The 21053-nt window shown below is 36.9% G+C and carries 9 protein-coding genes; 7 read left to right on the top strand and 2 right to left on the bottom strand.

The genetic code is table 11. The features are described 5' to 3' along the window. Positions 1–15 precede the first annotated feature (15 nt). From KEM10_RS19010 to KEM10_RS19025, 4 genes are all read left to right on the top strand, one after another. A complete protein-coding gene (locus KEM10_RS19010; RefSeq protein ID WP_212218116.1) occupies positions 16–1458 on the top strand; it encodes a RagB/SusD family nutrient uptake outer membrane protein in 1443 nt (480 codons plus the stop codon). A 17-nt stretch (positions 1459–1475) separates the two neighbouring features. After that, positions 1476–2294, top strand: a complete 819-nt coding sequence (locus KEM10_RS19015) for a DUF4843 domain-containing protein (protein ID WP_212218119.1) — start codon at positions 1476–1478, stop codon at positions 2292–2294. A gap of 231 nt (positions 2295–2525) precedes the next feature. After that, a complete protein-coding gene (locus KEM10_RS24805) occupies positions 2526–4199 on the top strand; it encodes a pseudouridine synthase (RefSeq protein WP_212218122.1) in 1674 nt (557 codons plus the stop codon). A 236-nt stretch (positions 4200–4435) separates the two neighbouring features. After that, positions 4436–6706, top strand: a complete 2271-nt coding sequence (locus tag KEM10_RS19025; protein WP_212218125.1) for an ATP-dependent helicase — start codon at positions 4436–4438, stop codon at positions 6704–6706. A gap of 9 nt (positions 6707–6715) precedes the next feature. Here the strand turns inward: KEM10_RS19025 and KEM10_RS19030 are convergent, their stop codons facing one another. Together KEM10_RS19030 and KEM10_RS19035 are read right to left on the bottom strand one after the other, a co-directional pair. Next, positions 6716–7813, bottom strand: coding sequence for a methyltransferase (locus KEM10_RS19030; RefSeq protein WP_212218128.1), 1098 nt, complete (start codon positions 7811–7813; stop codon positions 6716–6718). Between the two features lie 269 nt (positions 7814–8082). After that, complete coding sequence (locus tag KEM10_RS19035) at positions 8083–10776, bottom strand: DEAD/DEAH box helicase (protein ID WP_212218131.1); 2694 nt, start codon at positions 10774–10776, stop codon at positions 8083–8085. Between the two features lie 506 nt (positions 10777–11282). On the opposite strand from KEM10_RS19035, the gene KEM10_RS19040 reads away from it, so the two are divergent. The 3 genes from KEM10_RS19040 to KEM10_RS19050 all read left to right on the top strand — a co-directional run bounded on the left by KEM10_RS19040 (position 11283) and on the right by KEM10_RS19050 (position 21007). Then, on the top strand, positions 11283–12959 hold the full coding sequence (locus KEM10_RS19040) for a tetratricopeptide repeat protein (RefSeq protein WP_212218134.1): 1677 nt from the start codon (positions 11283–11285) through the stop codon (positions 12957–12959). Between the two features lie 353 nt (positions 12960–13312). Beyond that, on the top strand, positions 13313–13450 hold the full coding sequence (locus KEM10_RS19045; RefSeq protein WP_212218137.1) for a hypothetical protein: 138 nt from the start codon (positions 13313–13315) through the stop codon (positions 13448–13450). A 27-nt stretch (positions 13451–13477) separates the two neighbouring features. After that, the gene (locus tag KEM10_RS19050) at positions 13478–21007 is read left to right on the top strand and encodes a S8 family serine peptidase (RefSeq protein ID WP_212218139.1); all 7530 of its coding nucleotides are present in this window, start codon (positions 13478–13480) and stop codon (positions 21005–21007) included. Positions 21008–21053: the final 46 nt, after the last annotated feature.

The raw sequence follows: 21053 nt of genomic DNA on the forward strand, positions 1-21053 counted from the left end.
ATTAAAAAGAAAGAAATGAAAATAAATAAAATAAAATATCTGGCACTTCTCATGTTAATGATGTCGCTTACATCGTGCGAGAAGTTTTTTGATCTCAAGCCGGGAGATAGTACTCCGGACGAGGATATTATAGAGAATGAAAGAGATGCTCAAAATATATTGAATGGTTTCTATTCAGGCTTAAAAAGTTCTGCTATGTATGGGCGTTATCTAACCATATTAGGCGATTTGATGACAGATGCCTCATTGGCAGCCAGTGGTTTCTCCAATCAAATGGGTGAGATGTATTCGTGGAGATATAATCCGGGTTCAGCTGATGTGTCGTTAGTTTGGGGAGCTCATTATTCAACCTTGTATAATTGTAATTTCCTTATTAATAATCTTCATAATATTGAGGGTGATTCAGCCAATATTAACCGCATGATGGGTGAAGCATTAACCGGAAGGGCATTATTGCATCATAACCTGGTTCGCCTTTATGGAGAGGCTTATCAACCGGGTATGAGTGAGAGTGCTTTAGGTGTACCTTATGTAACCTGGAATGATGTACGTGAACCTTCGCGCAATACCGTTGTGGAAGTATATGATTATTTGATTGAGGATATTGAAGAGGCCATTGAGCTTCTTCCAGATGAAGAAGAAAACCAGAGTACGAGCTTAACGAAAAGCTTTGCCTATGGATTGCGTGCCCGTATAGCATTGGATATGCAGGATTACGAAACGGCTGCAGAGTATGCTTCTAAAGTGATTGATAACTCGTTGTATTCATTAACATCTGGTGCTTCTTTTACAAATATGTGGAAAGAAGATGAAGGAAATGAAATTATCTTCAGAGTGGGTTATACCATTAGTGATCCGGGTGCTGCAGTGGGATATAATTTCTTTAATCGCGAGAGCTTCGATCAGTATCCATCACCGGATTATATTCCGGCAGATTCTTGGATAGACTCATATGAGTCGGACAGAGATATCAGAAAAGAGACTTATATAACTTATTCGCAAACCCGTTATGGATGGGCCGGTAATTTAGTTTATAAATATCCAACAGCCACCGGTTATGTGCAACAAGGAATGAATATGCCTAAACCAATGCGTTTGGCCGAAATGTATTTGATTAGAGCCGAAGCAAATGCATATCTTGGAAATGCTGATGATGCCAGAGATGACCTTCAGGAGTTAATTGAAACTCGTATCAGTGGTTATACAATAGATAACGAATTGGATGGTAATAATCTGATTTCATTTATCGAAAACGAGCGCAAACGCGAGTTAATGTTCGAAGGCTTTAACTGGTTTGATTTAAAGCGTAAAGGAAAAGGATTTTCCCGTATACCGCAGGAAAATACAACTTTGGCTAACGACCTTGTGGTAAATGCTGATAACCACCGATGGATTTGGCCTATTCCAACGGTTGAGATGAACGGGAATTCAAACATGGAGCAAAATCCTGGATATTAATTTTAATACCAACAGAGATGTATAAAAATCAATTTATATTAAGTCTATTGGCAATTGTAATGTTGCTATTTAGCTGCGAAACCAATAAGGTGGAACCTTACGACGGTCCATCACAGTTGCATTTTATATCGGAGACCGGTAGAATCATAATTGGTGAGGAAAACCCCAATTACTTATTGGAATTAGGGGTTACTCGTCCGGCCAATTACGACCGTACTTTTAGTTTGGTGGTTGATGCAGAAAAATCGGAGGCCGAAGAAGGAGTTCATTACGCTATTCCTGAGTATAACTTTACCATTAAAGCCGGAGAAGTAATGACTCAGGTACCCGTTCAGGGATTATATGAAAATTCTGATTCTTTAGGTTTAGCCTTAAATTTAACAGTGCAAGGAGAAACTGACGCGGACATTGCCGGGTTCAGAAACGAGTTTGAGTTAAACCTTTACCGATATTGCGATTTTAATCGCGATGAGTTTATTGGTGATTTCAAGGTGATTGAAAAATCAAACTTTGGTGATTTTGAGTATGAAGTAAAAATTAAAAAAGGCGATGATCCGTTTTCAATTAAAGTAACTGGATTGTGGGAAGTATACGAAGAGGAAGTGATTATTCGTTTCGATCCTTCTACATTGGAGTGTAGAATAGACAATCAGTTTTTCTTTGATAATCCGTCAATGGGATATTACAATGTTTGGATTAAAAGCTTAACACCGGGCGAGTACAACTCATGTCTCGGAACTATTCAGGATTTGGAATATTTTATTTATCCATCAGAGACACCTGATTTCGGTTTCGACAGAGGTACCTTTAATTTTTACCCAATTCACGAAGAATAGGATAAGAACAATATAACGATACAACTAAATCCTCATTAAAAGGGTTTCATCATCAGTGTATACATGTGTTTGAAGCCCTTTTTCTATTTATAAAAGTAGAGATTTGAAATCCTTGTAAACGATTAACTTATACTAAGGTTGTAAAAACAAATCACTTTGTATTGAAAGTATTTAAGCATATTCATAAACGATAAAATTATCTCTACATTTACGCTCTGAAAAATAAATAGGGTGTATCCGAATCAATTTACAACTTTTAATACAGATATAAGTGGGATTGAACTTCCTGAGCAGTTTCCTTTTCCTTTTAGTAACGAACCACACGAATTGTGCCGTATTGCTGCGTTGGAGTTGCAGAAACGTCTGAGTAATAAGTCTGAGTGGAATAAGCTGTTTGGATTAGCTGAAGGGAGTGCTTCTATAGGTAAAATGTTTGGAGTGCTTGTAGTTGAAAGCGAAGAGTGTGTTTTAGGTTATCTGTCGGGTTTTTCAGGAGCTATTAATGGATGTAATAGCTTCCCCGGTTTTGTGCCCCCTGTTTATGATCTGTTAAACCCACAAGGCTTTTTTAAACAGGGCGAACAGAAGCTAAGCGAAATGAATGTTACCATTAGTAGATTAGAATCTGATGAGAATTTAAGTTCTGCTAATAATGCTCTTAAAGCTGCCCTGTTGGAACAAGAAGAGCTTCAGCTAAGTTGGAAAAAACAATTAAAAGCAAGTAAAAAAGCTCGGAAGCAGCAACGCCAGGATGCTCAAATAAAATTAGAAAGGGAAGCCCTTGAGAACAGGCTTGAAGAATTAAATCGAGAGAGTCAATTGGAAAAAATAGCCTACAAAAAGGCTATAACTGAACAAAAAAGGAAGGTTGAATTATTAGAAAAGCAACTCAGTGATTTAAACAAACCCATTGAAGAATTAAAGCTTGAGCGTAAAAAGAAATCTACGCAATTGCAGTATGAAATATTTAGCCAGTTTAAATTACTTAATGTCAGGAGTGAGGTTAAGGTAGTAACTGATATTTTCAAAGAGAAAGGGGAGGATTTTCCTCCTGCCGGAGCAGGTGATTGTGCCGGTCCAAAGCTTTTGCAATATGCTTTTCAATACAACTTAAAACCTGTTGCTTTAGCAGAGTTTTGGTGGGGAAAATCACCCAAGTCAGAAGTACGGAAACATCAACAGTTTTACCCGCCATGTACCAGTAAATGTGCACCCATCATGCAGCATATGCTGAAATATTTGGATGTGGCAGCAGATCCTGTTCTAAATCAAATTGAAGATCCGGGTGAGCTGGAAATAATTTTTGAGGACGATTGGTTGTTAGTGATAAATAAACCACAGCAATTTCTTTCTGTTCCCGGCAAAGAAATTTCAGATTCTGTTTGGCAGCGAGTCAAGCAAATGCGTCCTGGAGCTGAAGGACCATTATTGGTTCATCGATTGGATATGGCTACATCCGGTATTCTGCTTATAGCTAAAGATTCGGAGACTCATAAGGTTCTGCAGAGTCAGTTTATTAAACGAACAACAAAAAAACGTTACGTGGCAGTTTTATCCGGACTAATAAAGGAAGAAAGAGGAATTATTGATTTGCCCCTGCGTGTTGATTTAGATAACAGACCGCAACAATTGGTATGTTACGATTATGGTAAGTCAGCTCGTACCAGGTGGGAGGTTATTAGTAGGGCAGATGGTATGACTCGTGTTTATTTTTATCCGGTAACTGGTCGCACGCATCAATTACGAGTACATGCGGCACACCCCGATGGATTAAATTCGCCAATAGTAGGTGATGGCTTATACGGCCAGACTGCTAATCGCTTACATTTGCATGCCGATTTCTTAGAGATTATCCACCCACAATCAGGCGAACCAATTACTTTTCTTTCTCCGGTACCTTTCTAGTTTAGCTGACCAGAAAGTTTCTGATGGTGTCCAGATAGATAGTGAAGTTAACCAGATAGCTTCTAATTATCTCCGGATTGATAGTAATGACGATTGGATAGCTTTTGATCATCGCCAGGATCGAAACAAAGGCGCTATTCAATAAACTGTATTACCATTGATGCCTTTATGATCAAATTCAATTATTAAAATAGTAATTTTGTAGTAAGGTTAGGTTAACTGTATCGATAAGCAGAATGAACTATAAACGATTAAATGCAAAACTAAAGAGTGCTTCTTCCCATGGTTGGGGGCAAATAGAAAATGCTTTTGAGGCAGAAGGTAGAGCATTAAATCCTGTTTTTAAGGCCGAAGTTAATCATCCCCAATCCGATTACACCTCCGATATTGAAGCTATTCGAGCGAAAAATGCCAAGCTGGGAATTACTTTTGAGCGTTTAAACCAACATCAGCGTCATGCGGTTTTTCATTCCTCGCAGAATACCTTGTTGGCAGCAATGGTTGGGAGTGGGAAGACAACCGTTCTGATAGCTAAAGTATTTTATCTACACTTTATTAAAGGGGTAGATCTAAGTCAAATGGTAGTGCTTACCTTTACCAATAAAGCAGCCCGTGAGATAAAAGAGCGTATTGCTTCTTTTTTAGGTGAAATGGACGAGGAAATGAATCACCAACTTCGCTATTTTGGGACCTTTCATTCTGTTGCACGTCAATTGCTAGAAGAGCATCCAAAGCTTACATCTTTAGGTTATCAGCCTGGATTTATGATTATGGATGAGCAGGAGAAACAAGAATTTTTGCAACGTATCATTACGCAGGAAGGCTTAACTGTAAAGTATCAAAATCAATTAACTAAACGGTGGAAAAAGTATAAAGAAACGGGCTCTGCGATAATGGGTAATATGAAGTCGGAGGATGATTTGGTACCATTGATAGAGCTGGCTGAAACCGAGAAGCGTGCTGGTAACAGCATGGATTTTGATGATTTATTAACCAATTGTAATAGCCTTTTAAATAAACATGGAGGACAATCGCCTCAATGGATTATTATTGATGAGTTTCAGGATTGTAACTCTGTTCAGTTAGACCTGATTGAGAATCTTAAAGATTCCGAGACCAATATTTTTGCAGTGGGTGATCCCAATCAGAGTATTTATGGATGGCGCGGTAGTAACGAAAATATCTTCAGGGAGCAGCTATCACTATGGGATGCAACCTGGATGGAGCTACCACATAATTACCGTAGTACCGAAAAAATTCTGTCAGCTGCAGAAAGTCTGCTTTTGGAGCAGAATAATTCGCTGATTGCAACACGCTCGGTAGGTACTCCCATTGAATTGGTTCGTCATTTTGATGATCAGCAGGAAGCTTATTATTTGCGCGAAAAGATGATAAGTATGAAGAATCAATCAGTAGAACTTGATTCGGTGGCTATTTTGTTTCGAACCCATGAGCAGATTAAGGTGGTGGAAACTGTTTTTTCTCAGGCTGATATTCCTTTTCAATTGGGTAAAAGAATGGAATTGTACGATGATGTTGCCCAAACTTTTTTATTGCGAATTTTCAAGCTTTGTTGCAATCCCAACGATCTGGATTCTTGTTTGGCCATTATTTGTGACAAGACTTTTGGTCTTTTAAACAGATCGCAAAAGTTAATTAGGTTTGTACAAGAGAGTGGGGATGATACATCTGTTCTTCAGGCTATGAAAGATTATCTTCAGAATAATAAAAAGTCTTCATCCGATCATCTCAACCTTTTAAATAAAATTGAAGTCTTTTCGAGTGAATTTCTGGAAGAAAAAGAGACAAATACGCAACAGTTAATCGATTATTTGGGCTTGCAAAATCTGTTAAAGCCCACCTCTATTCATCACAAAGATTATTTAAAATCGGTTGACAGTGCCTGGAATCAAGTGAAACGTTATATAAACGAAAAGGGTTGGGGGGATAGGAAAGATATCTTTCATGTAGCTATTGATCAGGTGGTGTTGGAAGGAACCTTTATGATTAATGATCGCATCAAGGAAAAAGGATCGGGAGTGCATTTGCTTACCATTCACGCTGCTAAAGGTCTGGAGTTCGATAAGGTTTATATTGCCGGGGCTAATACAGGAATTATTCCCTTAACACAGCATAGAGGAAGTCAGAACTTAAAAGAAGAAAAGCGACTATTGTTTGTGGCTATCACCAGGGGCAAAAATGCAGTGGAAATAGGTTGGCACGCTCAACCTTCATTTCGAAATGCTGAGTCGGAACCTTCTTATTTTCTAAACGCCATTCCAGAACCATTATTGAAAAGACGCATATCGGGCGAAGATCAAAAGAATGAGAAAACATCAGCAGAGAATGAAGAATGGATAGTCAACCAAACTATTAAGCATAATAAATATGGTAAAGGTATTATTACTTCAATTTTAGATGCAGAATTGATTTGCACCTTTGAAGCGGTTGGTGAAAAATCCTTTTCAAAAGCGTTTGCCAGGGCTCTTATAACTAAAGTTGATTAATCCATACAGCTAGATAGAATTCCTACACTCTATAATCTGAAATTTCTTGTTCTCAGCTGTAATATCTACTTGGTTATAAATCTTGCGTAAATGAGTGCTGTAGTTCAAATGCTTATTGGCCACAATAACAAATCGGCCTGTAGTTTTCAAACACTTACATGTTTGTTTAAACAGATTAAGCGAAACTTCAATATTGATTTCGTGTCCAAAATGAAAAGGCGGATTGGTTATAATCAAGTCAAATAAGCCATCTTGAAAATCACTTAGGTCGTTATTGAAGTGACAACTGGCTTTGGGTAAATTCGTTTTAGCAGACTCAATTGCCAGGTAAAAATCATCCACCAAATGAAGTTCAGCATGCGGGTTTTGTTCTGCTATCTGATGAGCAATAATACCATTTCCACATGCCAGGTCAAGAATCGTATTTTCATTTTCTCCAATGGTTAATTGTTCAAGCAGAAAACGGGTTCCAACATCAATCTTCTTCGATGAAAATACACCTTTATATTGAGTTAGTTGCTCTCCATCAGGTAATGAAACGGTTTCGGTTAATGATTCATCTTGCTTTTTTACAGGCTCGGAAAGAATCAATAAGCGGGATTTTTTCCAGGCTAGTGATTGCTCTACTTTACCAAAATACCGATTGGCAATCTCCAGCATTGATGAGGTAAAATATTTGGTCATAAATCCGCAAAGAACGGTTCCGTTATTGTTTATCATTTGTGATAGCTGATACAAATACAGCGAAAACAGTTCCATTGACTTAGGAACTTTTACAATGCCCAGATTCAAATTAGTATTTTCAGAAGACAGGATGTTAGAAAAGACAAAGTTATTGGTGTCTATATTATTAGTTTTCAGGTTTTTTACGATGGCTTTTTCCTGACTTTTATAATCAATTATGATGGTTGGATTTAAATTCTGAAGAGCAAGGGGCAAAAATCCAAAACGATCGTTAATGATGATTGCTGGTGATTGTAGTTTATTTTCCTCAATAAAAGAAACAATGTATTCATCGGCAGCATTCCATGGCTTCAATGATGATAGGGTGGTTTCGGGGTATCGATCTATTTTAAATGAACTATTATTGTTTGAATATATCTCCATGATAATTATATTCTTTATTACATGATTTCTGTGGCCTCATAAAAGATAGGTGGTGATTAGAAGTGGAATTTTAGTAAGACCGGAAAGCTGAGAACTTGTTCGAAGATCACCCGGCCGCACTTAAATCCTACGAAAATCATCATTTATCTTTTGTGTAGCCTTGATTTTCTTTGTTTCGTTTCTTTCATCAAGGAAAGAAATGAATTGCAAATCGGCGAAGCCAAAGGCTTCCGTGGCTTATGCGGGAGTCTATTAGTTGTATAATGTTATTATTCCTCATCCTTATTTCCCATCATTCTCCGGATCTTAATTTCTTTTCGTATATCTGTTTCAGTTCCGGCACGCATACTGATCGTAAAGACATCCGGTGTTTCTGTTATTAATGCAAATTCGTTTTTCAAACCTTTAAGAACCGTATCGTTATTGGCAATTTTAAGGATGCTGGCAGGTAAATATAAAACCAACATTTCGGCAGTTTGATCAACCTTAATTACCTCTTTTAAAAACTTGGCTCCAAAACGGTCTTCCTTTTGAAATCGATCTAAAACATCAGCCCATTTTTCCTGAATGTCTTTCCAGAGTATTTTAGGTAATGCTGATTGCTGAGGACGATTAATACGCTCACCAATCACACCCGACAGAGGAGATGATAATTCTTTATAAAAGTTACGAAGAGCCCATAAAATTAGGTTTTTGTCGATGCGGTGATCTCCCACGCATACCGGGCAACCATTTTTACACGAACAATCCTTTAGCAAACTCCCGGCATTTTTTATAATGTCATCCATATAATCGAAGGTTTTCTCTGAAAAACCTAAACCTCCCGGATAACCGTCATACAAAACAACGGCATATTTATTTCGCTTGGTTTCCACATCATTAAAAGAAAAAATACTGCCTTCCAAATCGCTGTCGGTAGCCATTACACGCATAGCTGCAGCAGCTCTCAGGCAGTGAGCCAATCCTTCACTATAATCGTAGCGTGGCACTTTATTGGGCGATTTATCGGGTTCTAAGGCCGGAGCCTTGCCGGTAGCAACAAAAGTGCGAACTACAATATCCGGTATTTCAACCCAGCATGCTTCTGTATCCATTCTGGTTCGAAGTATTTCAGTTAGATCGGTAAAGCCCAGGTTCTGATGCGTGTTAAACTCAATCATCTTATAGCCTGTAACATTCACCGTTACACGTACATCGCCAAAAAAGCGATTGATACGATGTTGTTCTTCGTGTTCATGCTCTGTCAGGACTACAATATCACCGGGTTTGTGAGGCTCTGTGTAATAGTTGGAATCAACTTCCTTAATAAATGCAGTTTTCGATTCCAGATCGAGCTGGATAGATTTATACTGAACACTGTCGTGCAGATAAATAGCCCCCGGATAAAATTCTTTTTTAGCCTGAACAATATCAACAACGGTTACCGTTTCCTGCTTATCCATATCAACAATCTTAATGGTATCGCCCGAAACATTTCGGAGGCTGATTTCATGAGCAGGAGAGATATCGCCACTCCATTGATAAGTGCTGTTTTGTTCCACTAATTCGCCTTCCTTCACCAGTAAAGGAATGATTTCACCGAGATCGGGAAAATAGGCTATGTCATCAATGGTTAATGGTAACTCCGAAGAGGCAGCCCTGATGTGAGATAATTGTATATATAAATTATTGCGGTCGATAATTGCATTTTCCGAATCGGCATGTAAAAGCCAGTCGGGATGCTTACCTACGTATTGATCCAGCGGTCGTTCTTTCAGCATAACAATGGCATGAGCCTCAGATCCACTTCGACCGGCACGACCGAGCTGTTGCCAAAAGCTAGCTCTGGTACCGGGAAAACCACCCATAACTACTGCATCCAGCGTACCAATATCAATACCCAGTTCCAGCGCGTTGGTCGATACAACACTTAAGAGAGCTCCATCCACCAAATCTTTTTCAATTTTTGCTCTTTCTAAAGGAGTATAGCCACCTCTGTAAGCCGATACTTTATCTGAAAGATTAATTCCATATTCCATGGGGTCTGAGGCCAAAATATCGCGAGATTCTTTAGTGACAACTTCTGTTTCGCGGCGCGATTGACAGAAGGTTATAGATCGTATACCTGATAAAACCAATTCGGGTAAAATCACTTTTAATTCTTCACTTACAGCTTTTTTTCGTTGAGCTTCCTCTAAATACTCGGGTTGAAAAAAGTGGATGTGCTTGGCCGGCATGGGTGATCCATCCTTTTCTATAATATCAAAAGTGGTGTGGCAAATGTTTTCTGCCAGTTCTTTTGGATTAGCTATGGTAGCCGAACTGCATAAAAAGCGAGGACGATTGCCATGATATTCGCAAATACGCAATAAACGACGAAATACATTGGAAACATGAGAGCCAAAAGCTCCACGATAGGCATGTAATTCATCAATAATAATAGTATCGAGATTGGCAAAAATATGCGGAAATCCGTATTTGTTATGATTTGGAATAAATCCGGCATTAATCATATCCGGATTCGTTAAGATGATATTAGCCTGTTCGCGTATTCGGCTACGTTCATTGGGCGATGTGTCACCATCATAAATACCTGCCTGAATGCGGTTTTCTCCAAAAAAAGCCACAAACTCTTTAATGTTTCGATACTGATCTTTCGTTAATGCCTTGGTTGGATAAATAAATATGGCTCTGCGCGATGGATTCTCTAGAATGCGCTGCATTACCGGCAGGTAAAACGACAATGATTTACCACTGGCTGTACCGGTGGTGATTACGACGCTTTTGCCCGCATGGGCTTTTTCAAACATCTCGGCCTGATGAGAGTAGAGCTGTTTGTACCCATTTTGCTTCATCCACTTCTGCAACTCAGTATGCAGTTGATGAGGTGGATCTACAAAAACAGCATCACGTGCTTTAATGCTGCGTGTAGCTATTATACGATCGTTGTGTTTGGCTAAAATACGGGAAACAGCACTACTCATTCTTTCGTTTTTTACAATTGCCAAAGATACTATTTTGGATGGTTTCTGATTTGTTGAATGGTTGTCTTTCTATAGCAAAAACCGAATCAATTCAATTGGTAACTATCACTGAAGATAAAGGGAACAGTAATGATTGATGTTTTATAAAGGCTTAGATAGGGGGTAGGATATATGATCAGTAATGTTTCATTAATATTAAATTGTGGAAAGGATCAAAACATTCAATTCAATAACCTCGGACTTTGTAATATGGTTATAATAATGATTTGAGAAAAAATCGTTTCAGAAGAAGTCTGTATTATATTTGCATATTTATACATGATTAAAATCAATGTTAGTAATGCTGCATGTTATTTGATTATCTTTGAAAACCTTTTCAGTAAAAAATGAAATGCACTTACTTAGTGAATAAGTTTTGTTTTATTACTCAAGTAAAATGAATTAACTTGGATAAGTAAGTGAACTAAAATTTTTTAGTTGTAAATTTTGTAATTAAAAACTGAATTTTGAACACGAGACATCTGATAAAGCCTATTATGCCTGCCTTACAAATAAAGGTGAAGTTAACCTTTGTATTTTTATCCATAGTATTCATTTCTTTTACAAACTCTACTGCTGTTTTATCGCAAGAGTATTTTAAAGAGGATAGTCTGCAATCTGTCTATAACTCAAGCCGTGATGCACAGGTAAAGGTTAATGCTTTAATTGAAATGTCGAGGTTATATGAGCTGTCAGATATTAAAAAATCGTTGCATTATGCAACACAAGCACTCGATGAAGCACTGAAAACAGATAATTATCTAATTAAAGCTCATGCATATAGTAACTTGGGCGTTTCGTTTATGGTTTTAGGCTCCTATGATAAGGCAACCGAATTATTTCTAGAAGCAAAGACTTTAATTGAAGAAAATGATGATTTTAAACGGTTAGTGGGTGTTGTATTAAATGTTGGAGCTGTTCGTTTCATGCTTGAAGATATGGAGGGTGCTCTGAAAGAGTTTAATGAAGCTTTGGATCTAAATAATCGTTTGATGGCACAGGGCGATTCTGTTTATATGGAACAGATACAGATCTTTTATATTAACATTGGAAGTGTATACATGCAGAATGAAAACTATCAAGCTGCTATCGAATACATGAATAAGGCTTTGGATGCTTCATTATTAAATAAAGACGTTGTTCAATTAGCTAAGGCAACCAATAACTTAGGTGAGATTTATTTAAAGTTAAAAGATTATAAAAATGCCCGAAAGTTTATACTTGAAGGCATTAAGTATCGACGTGAAATAAATGATCTGATTGGAATAGCCAGATCTAATGTAAATCTGGTTGATTACTATATTGCAATTAATCAATTGGATAGCGCTGCTATTATAAATGATGATGCCATTGAGATTGGTCAGGAATTAAGTGCTTTAGAAATATTAAAAGACTCTTATGAGCAGAAAGCTAAGATTTATGAACTACTTAATGATTTTGCTTTAGCAAATCACGCACTTAAAGATTACTATCTGATTAAAGACAGTATTCAAAATGAGTCGGTAATAGAAAAAACTACCCGACTACAAATGGAATATGAATACAATAAATTGGAAGAAGTACGCAAGCAAGAGCATTTTCAATTTCAAATTAAGGTATATTCAACTATAGCCTTACTGTTATTATTACTGGTTATTTTTATTTTGCTGTTTTATTTGTGGAGAAGTAAAGCTCGCAGGGAATTTGTTGAAAACGAAAATCTTAAAAAGGATTTGGAAATTAAGAATAAGGAGTTGACAACCAATGTAATGTACTTATTAAAGAAAAATGAGTTAATTACAAATGTTTCCAATCGCTTGCTTAAAATTAAATCCAAGCTGAAAGTGGAAGAAAAAGATGCGATTCAGCGGATTATTTTTGATTTACAAGCAGGAGCAGATTCTGAGGTATGGGAAGAGTTTGAACTACGATTTCAACAGGTTCATACAGGATTTTATAAAAGTTTACAACAACATGCCCCAGATTTAACACCATCAGAACTTAAAATATGTGCTTTTCTGAAACTGAATATGAATAGCAAAGAAATTTCAGCATTAATACACCAAAGTATCAAAAGTGTGGAAGTTAAAAGGTCAAAAATTAGAAAGAAATTAGGCTTGACCAATACAGATACTAATCTGGTAACTTTCTTAAATGAACTTTGATATTAGTATTACAATTGTATAAAAATCATCCAATTTTTTATGCCCTCATGAGTATTCGTGAGGGTTTCTTTTTGCCTTCTAATATCTCTTACCTGAAATATTGTCTGATTATGTGATTTCTATATTGTAAGGATTTAAATAATTGATCCATAGTGTAATGAGGTTTATGTGTAGTGGTCGTATTAAGGCATATACCCCCTTAGTAGTAGTTATTCTATGGCACATTATAGCTGTGTAGTATTTTCGGTATGTTCTTCTTCTTTTAATAATAATCAACCTCGGTTAAACTTGTCTTTCTGAATTGTCGAGCTTCGAAAAACACAATTATTGGTTGGATCAAAACTGTTTGGAAGATGAGTAAAAAGGACCAAAACATCTCAGATCAAAAAATTAAGCAACTCATGGAGCTTAATAAAGATAGATCTGAAGCCCTTAAAAAGATTTTAGATTCTATGAATGAGAAGGATCAGAAATCAATAAAGAAAAAATAGAACTATACAATATTTAAATCTGTTCGAATGAAATGTAAATTACTACTAAGATTTTACCTGTTACTTCTGTTAGGCTTGATTATTAGTCAAGTGGCATGGGCACAGGATTTAGAAAAAGGAATCGTAAGAGTAAAATTAAATCCTACAAAGTTGACCTCTTTTGCAAAGCTTAAGTCAACTAAAAATGGAATTGAAACAGGGGTTGTAGCTTTTGATAAAATATCATCTAAAGTAAAAGCTTTTAATCTAAAAAGAGTATTCCCATATTCTGAGAAGTATGAAGAAAAGCACAAGCAATATGGCCTGGATTTATGGTATGAAGTTGAATATTCTGAAAACCTGGATCCAAATGACGTAGCCAAAGAATATGGTAAATTGTCTGAAATATCCAATGCAGAGATTGTTCGGCCTGTTTCTTTTGGGGAAGCCAAACCAGTAAATATATACAGTGCTTCACAAGTTTCTGAAATGCCCTTTGATGATCCAAGATTAAATAAACAATGGCACTATAATAATGATGGATCGATCTTAGAAACTGCTGTTTCTGGAGCAGATATTAATTTGTTTGAGGCGTGGAAGACTCAAACCGGTTCGCCAGATGTAGTAGTGGCTATTATTGATGGAGGTATCGATTTGACTCATCCTGATTTAACAGATGCAGTTTGGGTAAATGAAACTGAATTGGATGGAGAAAATGGCGTTGATGATGACGGTAATGGATACGTAGATGATATCTATGGTTATAATTTTGCACTGGATCGATCTTCAGTTGATGCCCATTTTCATGGTACTCATGTAGCAGGTACGGTAGGTGCTATTAATAATAATGGTATTGGTGTTTCAGGTGTTGCCGGGGGAGATGGAATCAATCCAGGAACAAGATTAATGTCGTGTCAGATTATGACAGAGTCGGGAACAACAGGAGGAATGGCCGAAGCTCTGATTTATGCAGCTGATAACGGTGCAGTAATTGCACAGTGTTCGTGGGGGTGGACGAAGTCTGACTTTTATGAACAAGTGGTACTTGATGCAATTGATTACTTTGTAAAAGAAGCCGGATCGTATGCTGGAAGTCCAATGAAAGGAGGATTAGCAGTTTTTGCAGCTGGTAATGAAGGAGTGGATGAAAAGCTTTATCCTGCAGCTTATGAGTCTGTTATTGCTGTGGCGGCAATAGATTATTCTAATAAGAAAGCATCATATTCAACTTATGGTGATTGGGTAGATGTTACTGCTCCAGGAGGATATACAGGAGATGCAACCGAAGGAGGTGTATTAAGTACGTATCCTGGTGGTCAATATTCCAACCTAAATGGTACTTCTATGGCATGTCCTCATGTGTCAGGTATTGCAGCTTTGGTAGTGGCTGAATATGGAAGTAGTACTTTTACTGTTGATCTACTTAAAAGACATCTAATTACTTCAGTCCATGATATTGAACCATTTCTTACAGCCGATGTGTCAGGTAAGATGGGGAGTGGATTTATCGATGCAGCCTTAGCCTTACAGTCTGGTTCTGTAACAAAAACTCCATCAGCTGTTAATGATCTCTTAGTTCAAACTTCTCAGGATGAAGCCAAGATAGAATGGAGTATAGTTCCGGATGAAGACGATAAAATTGGTAGTAGTTATACATTATATTGGAGTAAAAATCCTTTTGACGCTGGCACATTATCATCAGCAGCATCTACTATAATTAATCGTTACTTCAGTAATGTAGGCGATAAAGTAGAATATACATTAGAGAATCTGGATTCTAAAACTGAATATTATTTTGCCGTTAAGGCATTTGATAGATGGGGTAATGAATCTGATTTATCGGATGTAGTGAAGGCAGCCACCAATAATGGACCAGCTATAAATGTATTACTTGATAATAGTGAAATAGCTATTGATGAGTCAACTCAGTTTACTAATACCAGTATTGTTCAGTTGAATAATAATGACGAAGGATTATTAAAATGGAGTTCATATATTGGTTTAACAGGTACAGATTTAGAGAATTATAGCGAAGAAGTATTTCAACCAGTAAATGCTGATACTTATACTGGTAATGGTATTAAAGGGCAGTCGCTTATTTCCTATCCTAATATAGAAGCTCCTGTTTCTATGTCTATGGATGATCGTCTAACCTATAACTCACAGGCTTCATATGTATACATAGGCGAAGATGATGTGTCTCTTACAAACTCTTCAGCAACTCGCTTTTATGTTAATAATGCTTTTAATGTTACTAATTTTTGGGTAGACCTTCATCTAAATCCTGAATTTGGTCCTGCCACAGTAGAGTTTTATAAAGGTTCTCAGATAACAGATGCACAGTTGATTACCTCTCAGAAGATTGAATCGGTAGGTGATTACCAAAGTGCCTACTATGTAAATATGGAAGAACAGCTATACTTAGAAGCTGGAAATTATTATTGGGTTGTATTCCATACACCAGCAGGTAACCTTTATCCATTAGGTTTAACCAAAGAAAGTGAAGAATTTCAGTCAGATAATTGTTTGTTCAGTACAAACGGAGGTCAAAACTGGATGTTTGTTAATGATGTTTATGGTGATACAAATGACTGGATTTGGAAGCTTACTTTGCGAAGTTTAAATGCACATCTGGGTGATTACATAACACTTACACCTTCTGAAGGGGAATTATCAGGCAATAGCACACAGGATTTACAATTGGATGTAAATGCCGAGAAACTTATTGATGGTACTTACAGTGAAAATTTAGTATTTGCTTCTAATGATCCAGAAAATAAGATAGTTAAGAAATCTCTTCAGTTAAATGTTGATGGTCATCACCCTGTATTAAAGTCTCAGTCAATTGTTGACTATGGAAATGTTTTTGTTGGTAAATCAAAAACCTACGAAATTGAAGTTGCCAATGAAGGCTATGCAGGTTATTACTTAAGCAAATGGGAAGTTTCATCCTCAGATCCTAATTTTATTGTTAATAAAGTAAGTGCTGATTATATACCGGCAAGGGATATAGCTACAATACAAATTATTTATAAACCCACATCTGCCGGATCTCATAGTGCACTGATCCAGATGAACAATGGTGCTTATAGCCATAGTTTTAAAGTTACCGGTGTTGCCGGAGACCCTGCTAAAATTAGTTTAACTCCTACTACATCTCATTTGGGATCCGGACTGACAATTGGTGAACCTGTTGATTCTATTTCATTCGATATTACTAATATTGGTAACTATCCACTGAATTATAGTATACCTGCTTTCTCTGGTGATTATGTTATTGAGGATCTGGATCGACCAGTTAATAATTTTGGATATACCTATAATTATGCTGTTGAACAGGGACCCGATTATACGGGTGAAATTCCGGCCTCTCATGGATGGGTTGATATGTCAGAATCTACTGGAGTCACAAATATTAATGACCAATTGAAGGGGAGCGATTTTGCAGTACAGGTAGACTTAGGTTTTACATTCCCGTTTTATGATCGTTTTTACGATAAAGTTTGGGTGAACGAACAAGGAGTGTTGATTTTTGAAGAAGATGGAAATTTAAGAATCAATAATAGCTTTCAAACCAGTCTGGATAGAATTCGTCCATTTGATATGATTTCAGCAGCCATGATGGATACAAAATTTGAGAGTGCTCAAACTGCGATCTATTACCAGAAATCAGATGGCGAGTTTAGAGTAGAATATAAATATCTAACTATTGGCAATCGATTTGTAGACCTGCAAATTGTACTAAAAGCCAGCGGTGATTTTGATGTTTTGTTTTATCAGGTTGAGAAAAATCAAAACGAATTGCCTGATTTTTTTGTAGGTATAACAGATAAAGTGAAAGGTGATCATGCTTATGCATCAAACAGTGATTATCAGTTAAGGTTTGCTGAAACAACAGATTACGGTCATTACTTCCATTTTAGCCATCCGGGGGAGAATATGGTTGTTGCAGCAGAAAATGCATTTGGTACATTGTTGCCAAACGAAACGCAAACAGTAACCTTGGCATTTAATACAGAAAGTGCTTTGCAGGGTGATGTATTTCAGCGTGTTCCTATTATTAGTAATGATATTGATATGCCAATGTCGGTATTTGAGGTTACAGCTAATTTTACTTCAGGAGGATCAGCTGAGTTATCAATGGCGAAAGATACCATTGACTTTGGTAATGTGTATAAGACTTCGGTACAGGAGTTACCATTACAAATTATTAATAAAGGAACAGCTCAGGATCAAATAACCAGTATTGAGTTTTCTAATCCTATTTTTTCGACGACGGCTGAATTACCTTATACAGTTGGAGCCAGACAATCATCGTATTTGCCCATTATATTGAATACCGATGCAGTTGCAACCCCTGAAGGTAAAGCTACAATAACACTTGCCAGTGGTAAGGTATTGGTTGCTGCACTGAGCGCCAATGTTGAGGAGAATCCAATTATTGAGGTTAGTCCAGTAGAAGGCTATAACAAATCTATCGATGCTCGTACCTATACTGATGTAGATGTCACCATAACTAATAGTGGTTTAGGTGATTTGGAAATGGCAGTTATACCAAATGAATGGTGTTACCCATTAAGTGAGAATGTGAGTGGTGGAGAAATTTCTGACTACGAGTATACTTATTCAAAGGGGAATGGTGCCGGATGGATCGATATATTAGATATTGCAGCAGACTCTAATTTACGAGACTTCTTTTGGTCAAGAACAGCGTCAGGGGTATATAAGACACTTGAGTTGCCAAAAGCCTTTAAATTTTATGGTAAAGAGATTGATAAAATTTATGTTGCAGCAACAGGATGGTTATGTGTGGAAGAGCCTGTTGAGATGTCAAGTATTTTTGATTTTCCTCACGATTTTCCTAATGAGGATATGTTTCATGGAGTAATTGCACCAATGGCAGGTTTACATTCCAATGCATCACTGACAACAGCCAAAGATGCAGGTATTTACTATCATGCCTTTGATGATAAATTTGTGATTACATATAATAAGTATGTTGATATGACCAGTATGAGTAGACCATATGATTTTCAGGTGGTATTATATTATAATGGCCGTATTGACTTTAACTATCGCAACTTCAATACTATTAAAGCTTACGGAATCATTGGCGTAGAAAGTCCTGATGATAAGCAAGGTGTTATTATACATCATGATTTATTTATGGGTACTTACGATCCGTTTTCGTATACCTTGTTTCCTGTAAAGACAGAATCTATTTCTGCACAATCATCAGAAGTTGTTAAGCTACGACTCGATGCAAATAGTTTGTATGATGGAAGCTATCACTACGATGTTAAGATTAAAAACAATTCTGTAGATCAACCATTGGTTCAACTTCCTATAGATTTGACTGTATTGGGGAAACCTGAATTGGTAGCTGAAAATATAAATGACCAGGTGTGGTATGTTGCTGATTCGGTATATGTTCAAAAATTTAAAATAAAAAATACAGGAACCAAAGCTATTGAATTGTCTGGTGCGATCACAACAGCTAGCAGTGACTTAAAAGTTGAGTTTTATTATCCTGCCGGTGGCTCCGGACCTAATATCTATAAGGAAGGTTATGTGCGTTTAGATCAATTTGTTGGTGATCAGATATTGACTACACCATTCTTTGGTGATCCTATTGTGATTGCTGATGGAAAGAAAATGGAACCCGGCGTTGAGTGGATTTGTTATGTAACTTATTCTCCTGCACAACCAGGCTCATCTACTGCTACCACAGTAATAAATGATATAAATGATCAACCGGTTCTAACATGGACTGCTAATCTTAGTAGTGCATTACCTCCAGTGGCTACTGTTGGTAGCGATGTTATTGTGTTGGCTGATAATGCAAATCATACAGAAACGCGAACCTTAAAAGTTGGTAACATTGAAGGTGCCAGTGAGCTGGAGTGGACTGCAGAATTGAAGTTTATCAGAGGAAGAAAAGTGCCTGAGACCGTTTATGAGTCTGTTTCAACAACCAGTATGAATGTACTTCTTTCGGAGCCTAATAGCGGAACAAAGGATAATACAAACGCAAGTTTAAAGTCAACAGAGAGCTATAACCGAACGTTAGAACATAACTCCAGAACATTAGTAGATAACTGGTTAGGATTTGGTTTTGATAAGGCTTTTACATCAGCTACTAAATTTACTGTTCCTGAGACTGGATTTACGCTGTCACATATTGAAACATGGTACAGATTCGAAAATCAATTAGAAGGTACTTTGTATGTTGAGATACTGGCAGGTGGATCAATAGATAAGGCCAGCGTAGTAGCCAAAGGTTCTTTAGCTTATAAAGAAGATGAGTCTGGCGATATTGGTAAATTCTTTACCATACCACTAGATAACCCAACTTATCTTTATCCTTCTGAAGATTTTTATGTTGTGATACATTATCCTTTAGGAGTCAGCAATGCACAGGGTATTGTAAATGATTATGCAGAAGCTGAGCCTGATCGTTATTATTATCAGTATGATGGAGAATGGTTTGATTTGTATGCCGATCCTCAATTCTACGATAATGCCTTTATGGTAAAAGCACATGAAGAAGTATTTGAAGAAAAAACCTGGGTTTCAATTAACAATCTATCAGGTAGTATTACAAAAGGTGAATCATTTGATATCTCGCTTGATTTCAATGCTGCAAATGTTCAGGAGTATGATAATTCAGCTGAATTAACTTTGCATACAAATGACCCTCTTAATAAGCAACTGTCTGTTAACCTTTATCTGTTAATGAATAAAGGGCCACAGATAGAGCTTGCCCAAGGTCTGACAGTAGTTGAGGAAAATGATACTTCAGTTCTTCGCTACGAGATAAAAGACATGGAAGGGGACCCATACACCGTTGAGTTAGCTAATGAATTGGAATGGGCTCAAATAACGAAAAATGAAGATGGAGTATTGGAAATAACCCTCACTCCGGATTATTATGCACAAGGTTTCCATGATTTACAATTAGTTGGAGTTGATGAACATGGCGAAGAATCAAGTTATGTTACAACAGTGGAAGTGGTTAATGTAAACCGTGAACCGATATTTACCAACGGGGTGCTTAAAGATACAATAATGGTTATTGAGTATGGAGCGCAGGAGGTTCTTTTTGAAGAATGGATTATGGATCCTGACCCAGATGTTGTTCAATATAACATTGCTGTGGATAATGAAGATGTTTTAGATTTATTCATTGGTGATGAAGGGGTAATATTAACTCCATTAACTATTGGAGTTGTAAACGTAACCATTTCTGCTGTGGATGAACATGGGGCAAAGCTATCAGGTACATATACCATAACCGTTAAAAATAGAACAGGTATAGATGATTTACAATCTGGTGGTTTGGATATTTACCCAAATCCTGCAAGTGAATTAATAAATATTGAATGGAATAAGAATCTATCCGGAGATACAAGAATAAACCTATTAAGTATTGATGGATCAATTGTTCAGTCGGTTAATATTGATGTGATGGGTGCTGGTAACTATACATTTAATGTAGCTGATTTACCAAATGGTATTTACATCATTGAGATAGTATCCGGAGCAGAAAATTATTCTAAAAAAATAATCAAACAATAAGTAATAAAAGAATAGTCTGTGCAAAGCCGTTAAGGCTTTGCATGGG

Source organism: Carboxylicivirga linearis (assembly GCF_018271995.1).
GTDB classification, from domain to species: domain Bacteria; phylum Bacteroidota; class Bacteroidia; order Bacteroidales; family Marinilabiliaceae; genus Carboxylicivirga; species Carboxylicivirga linearis.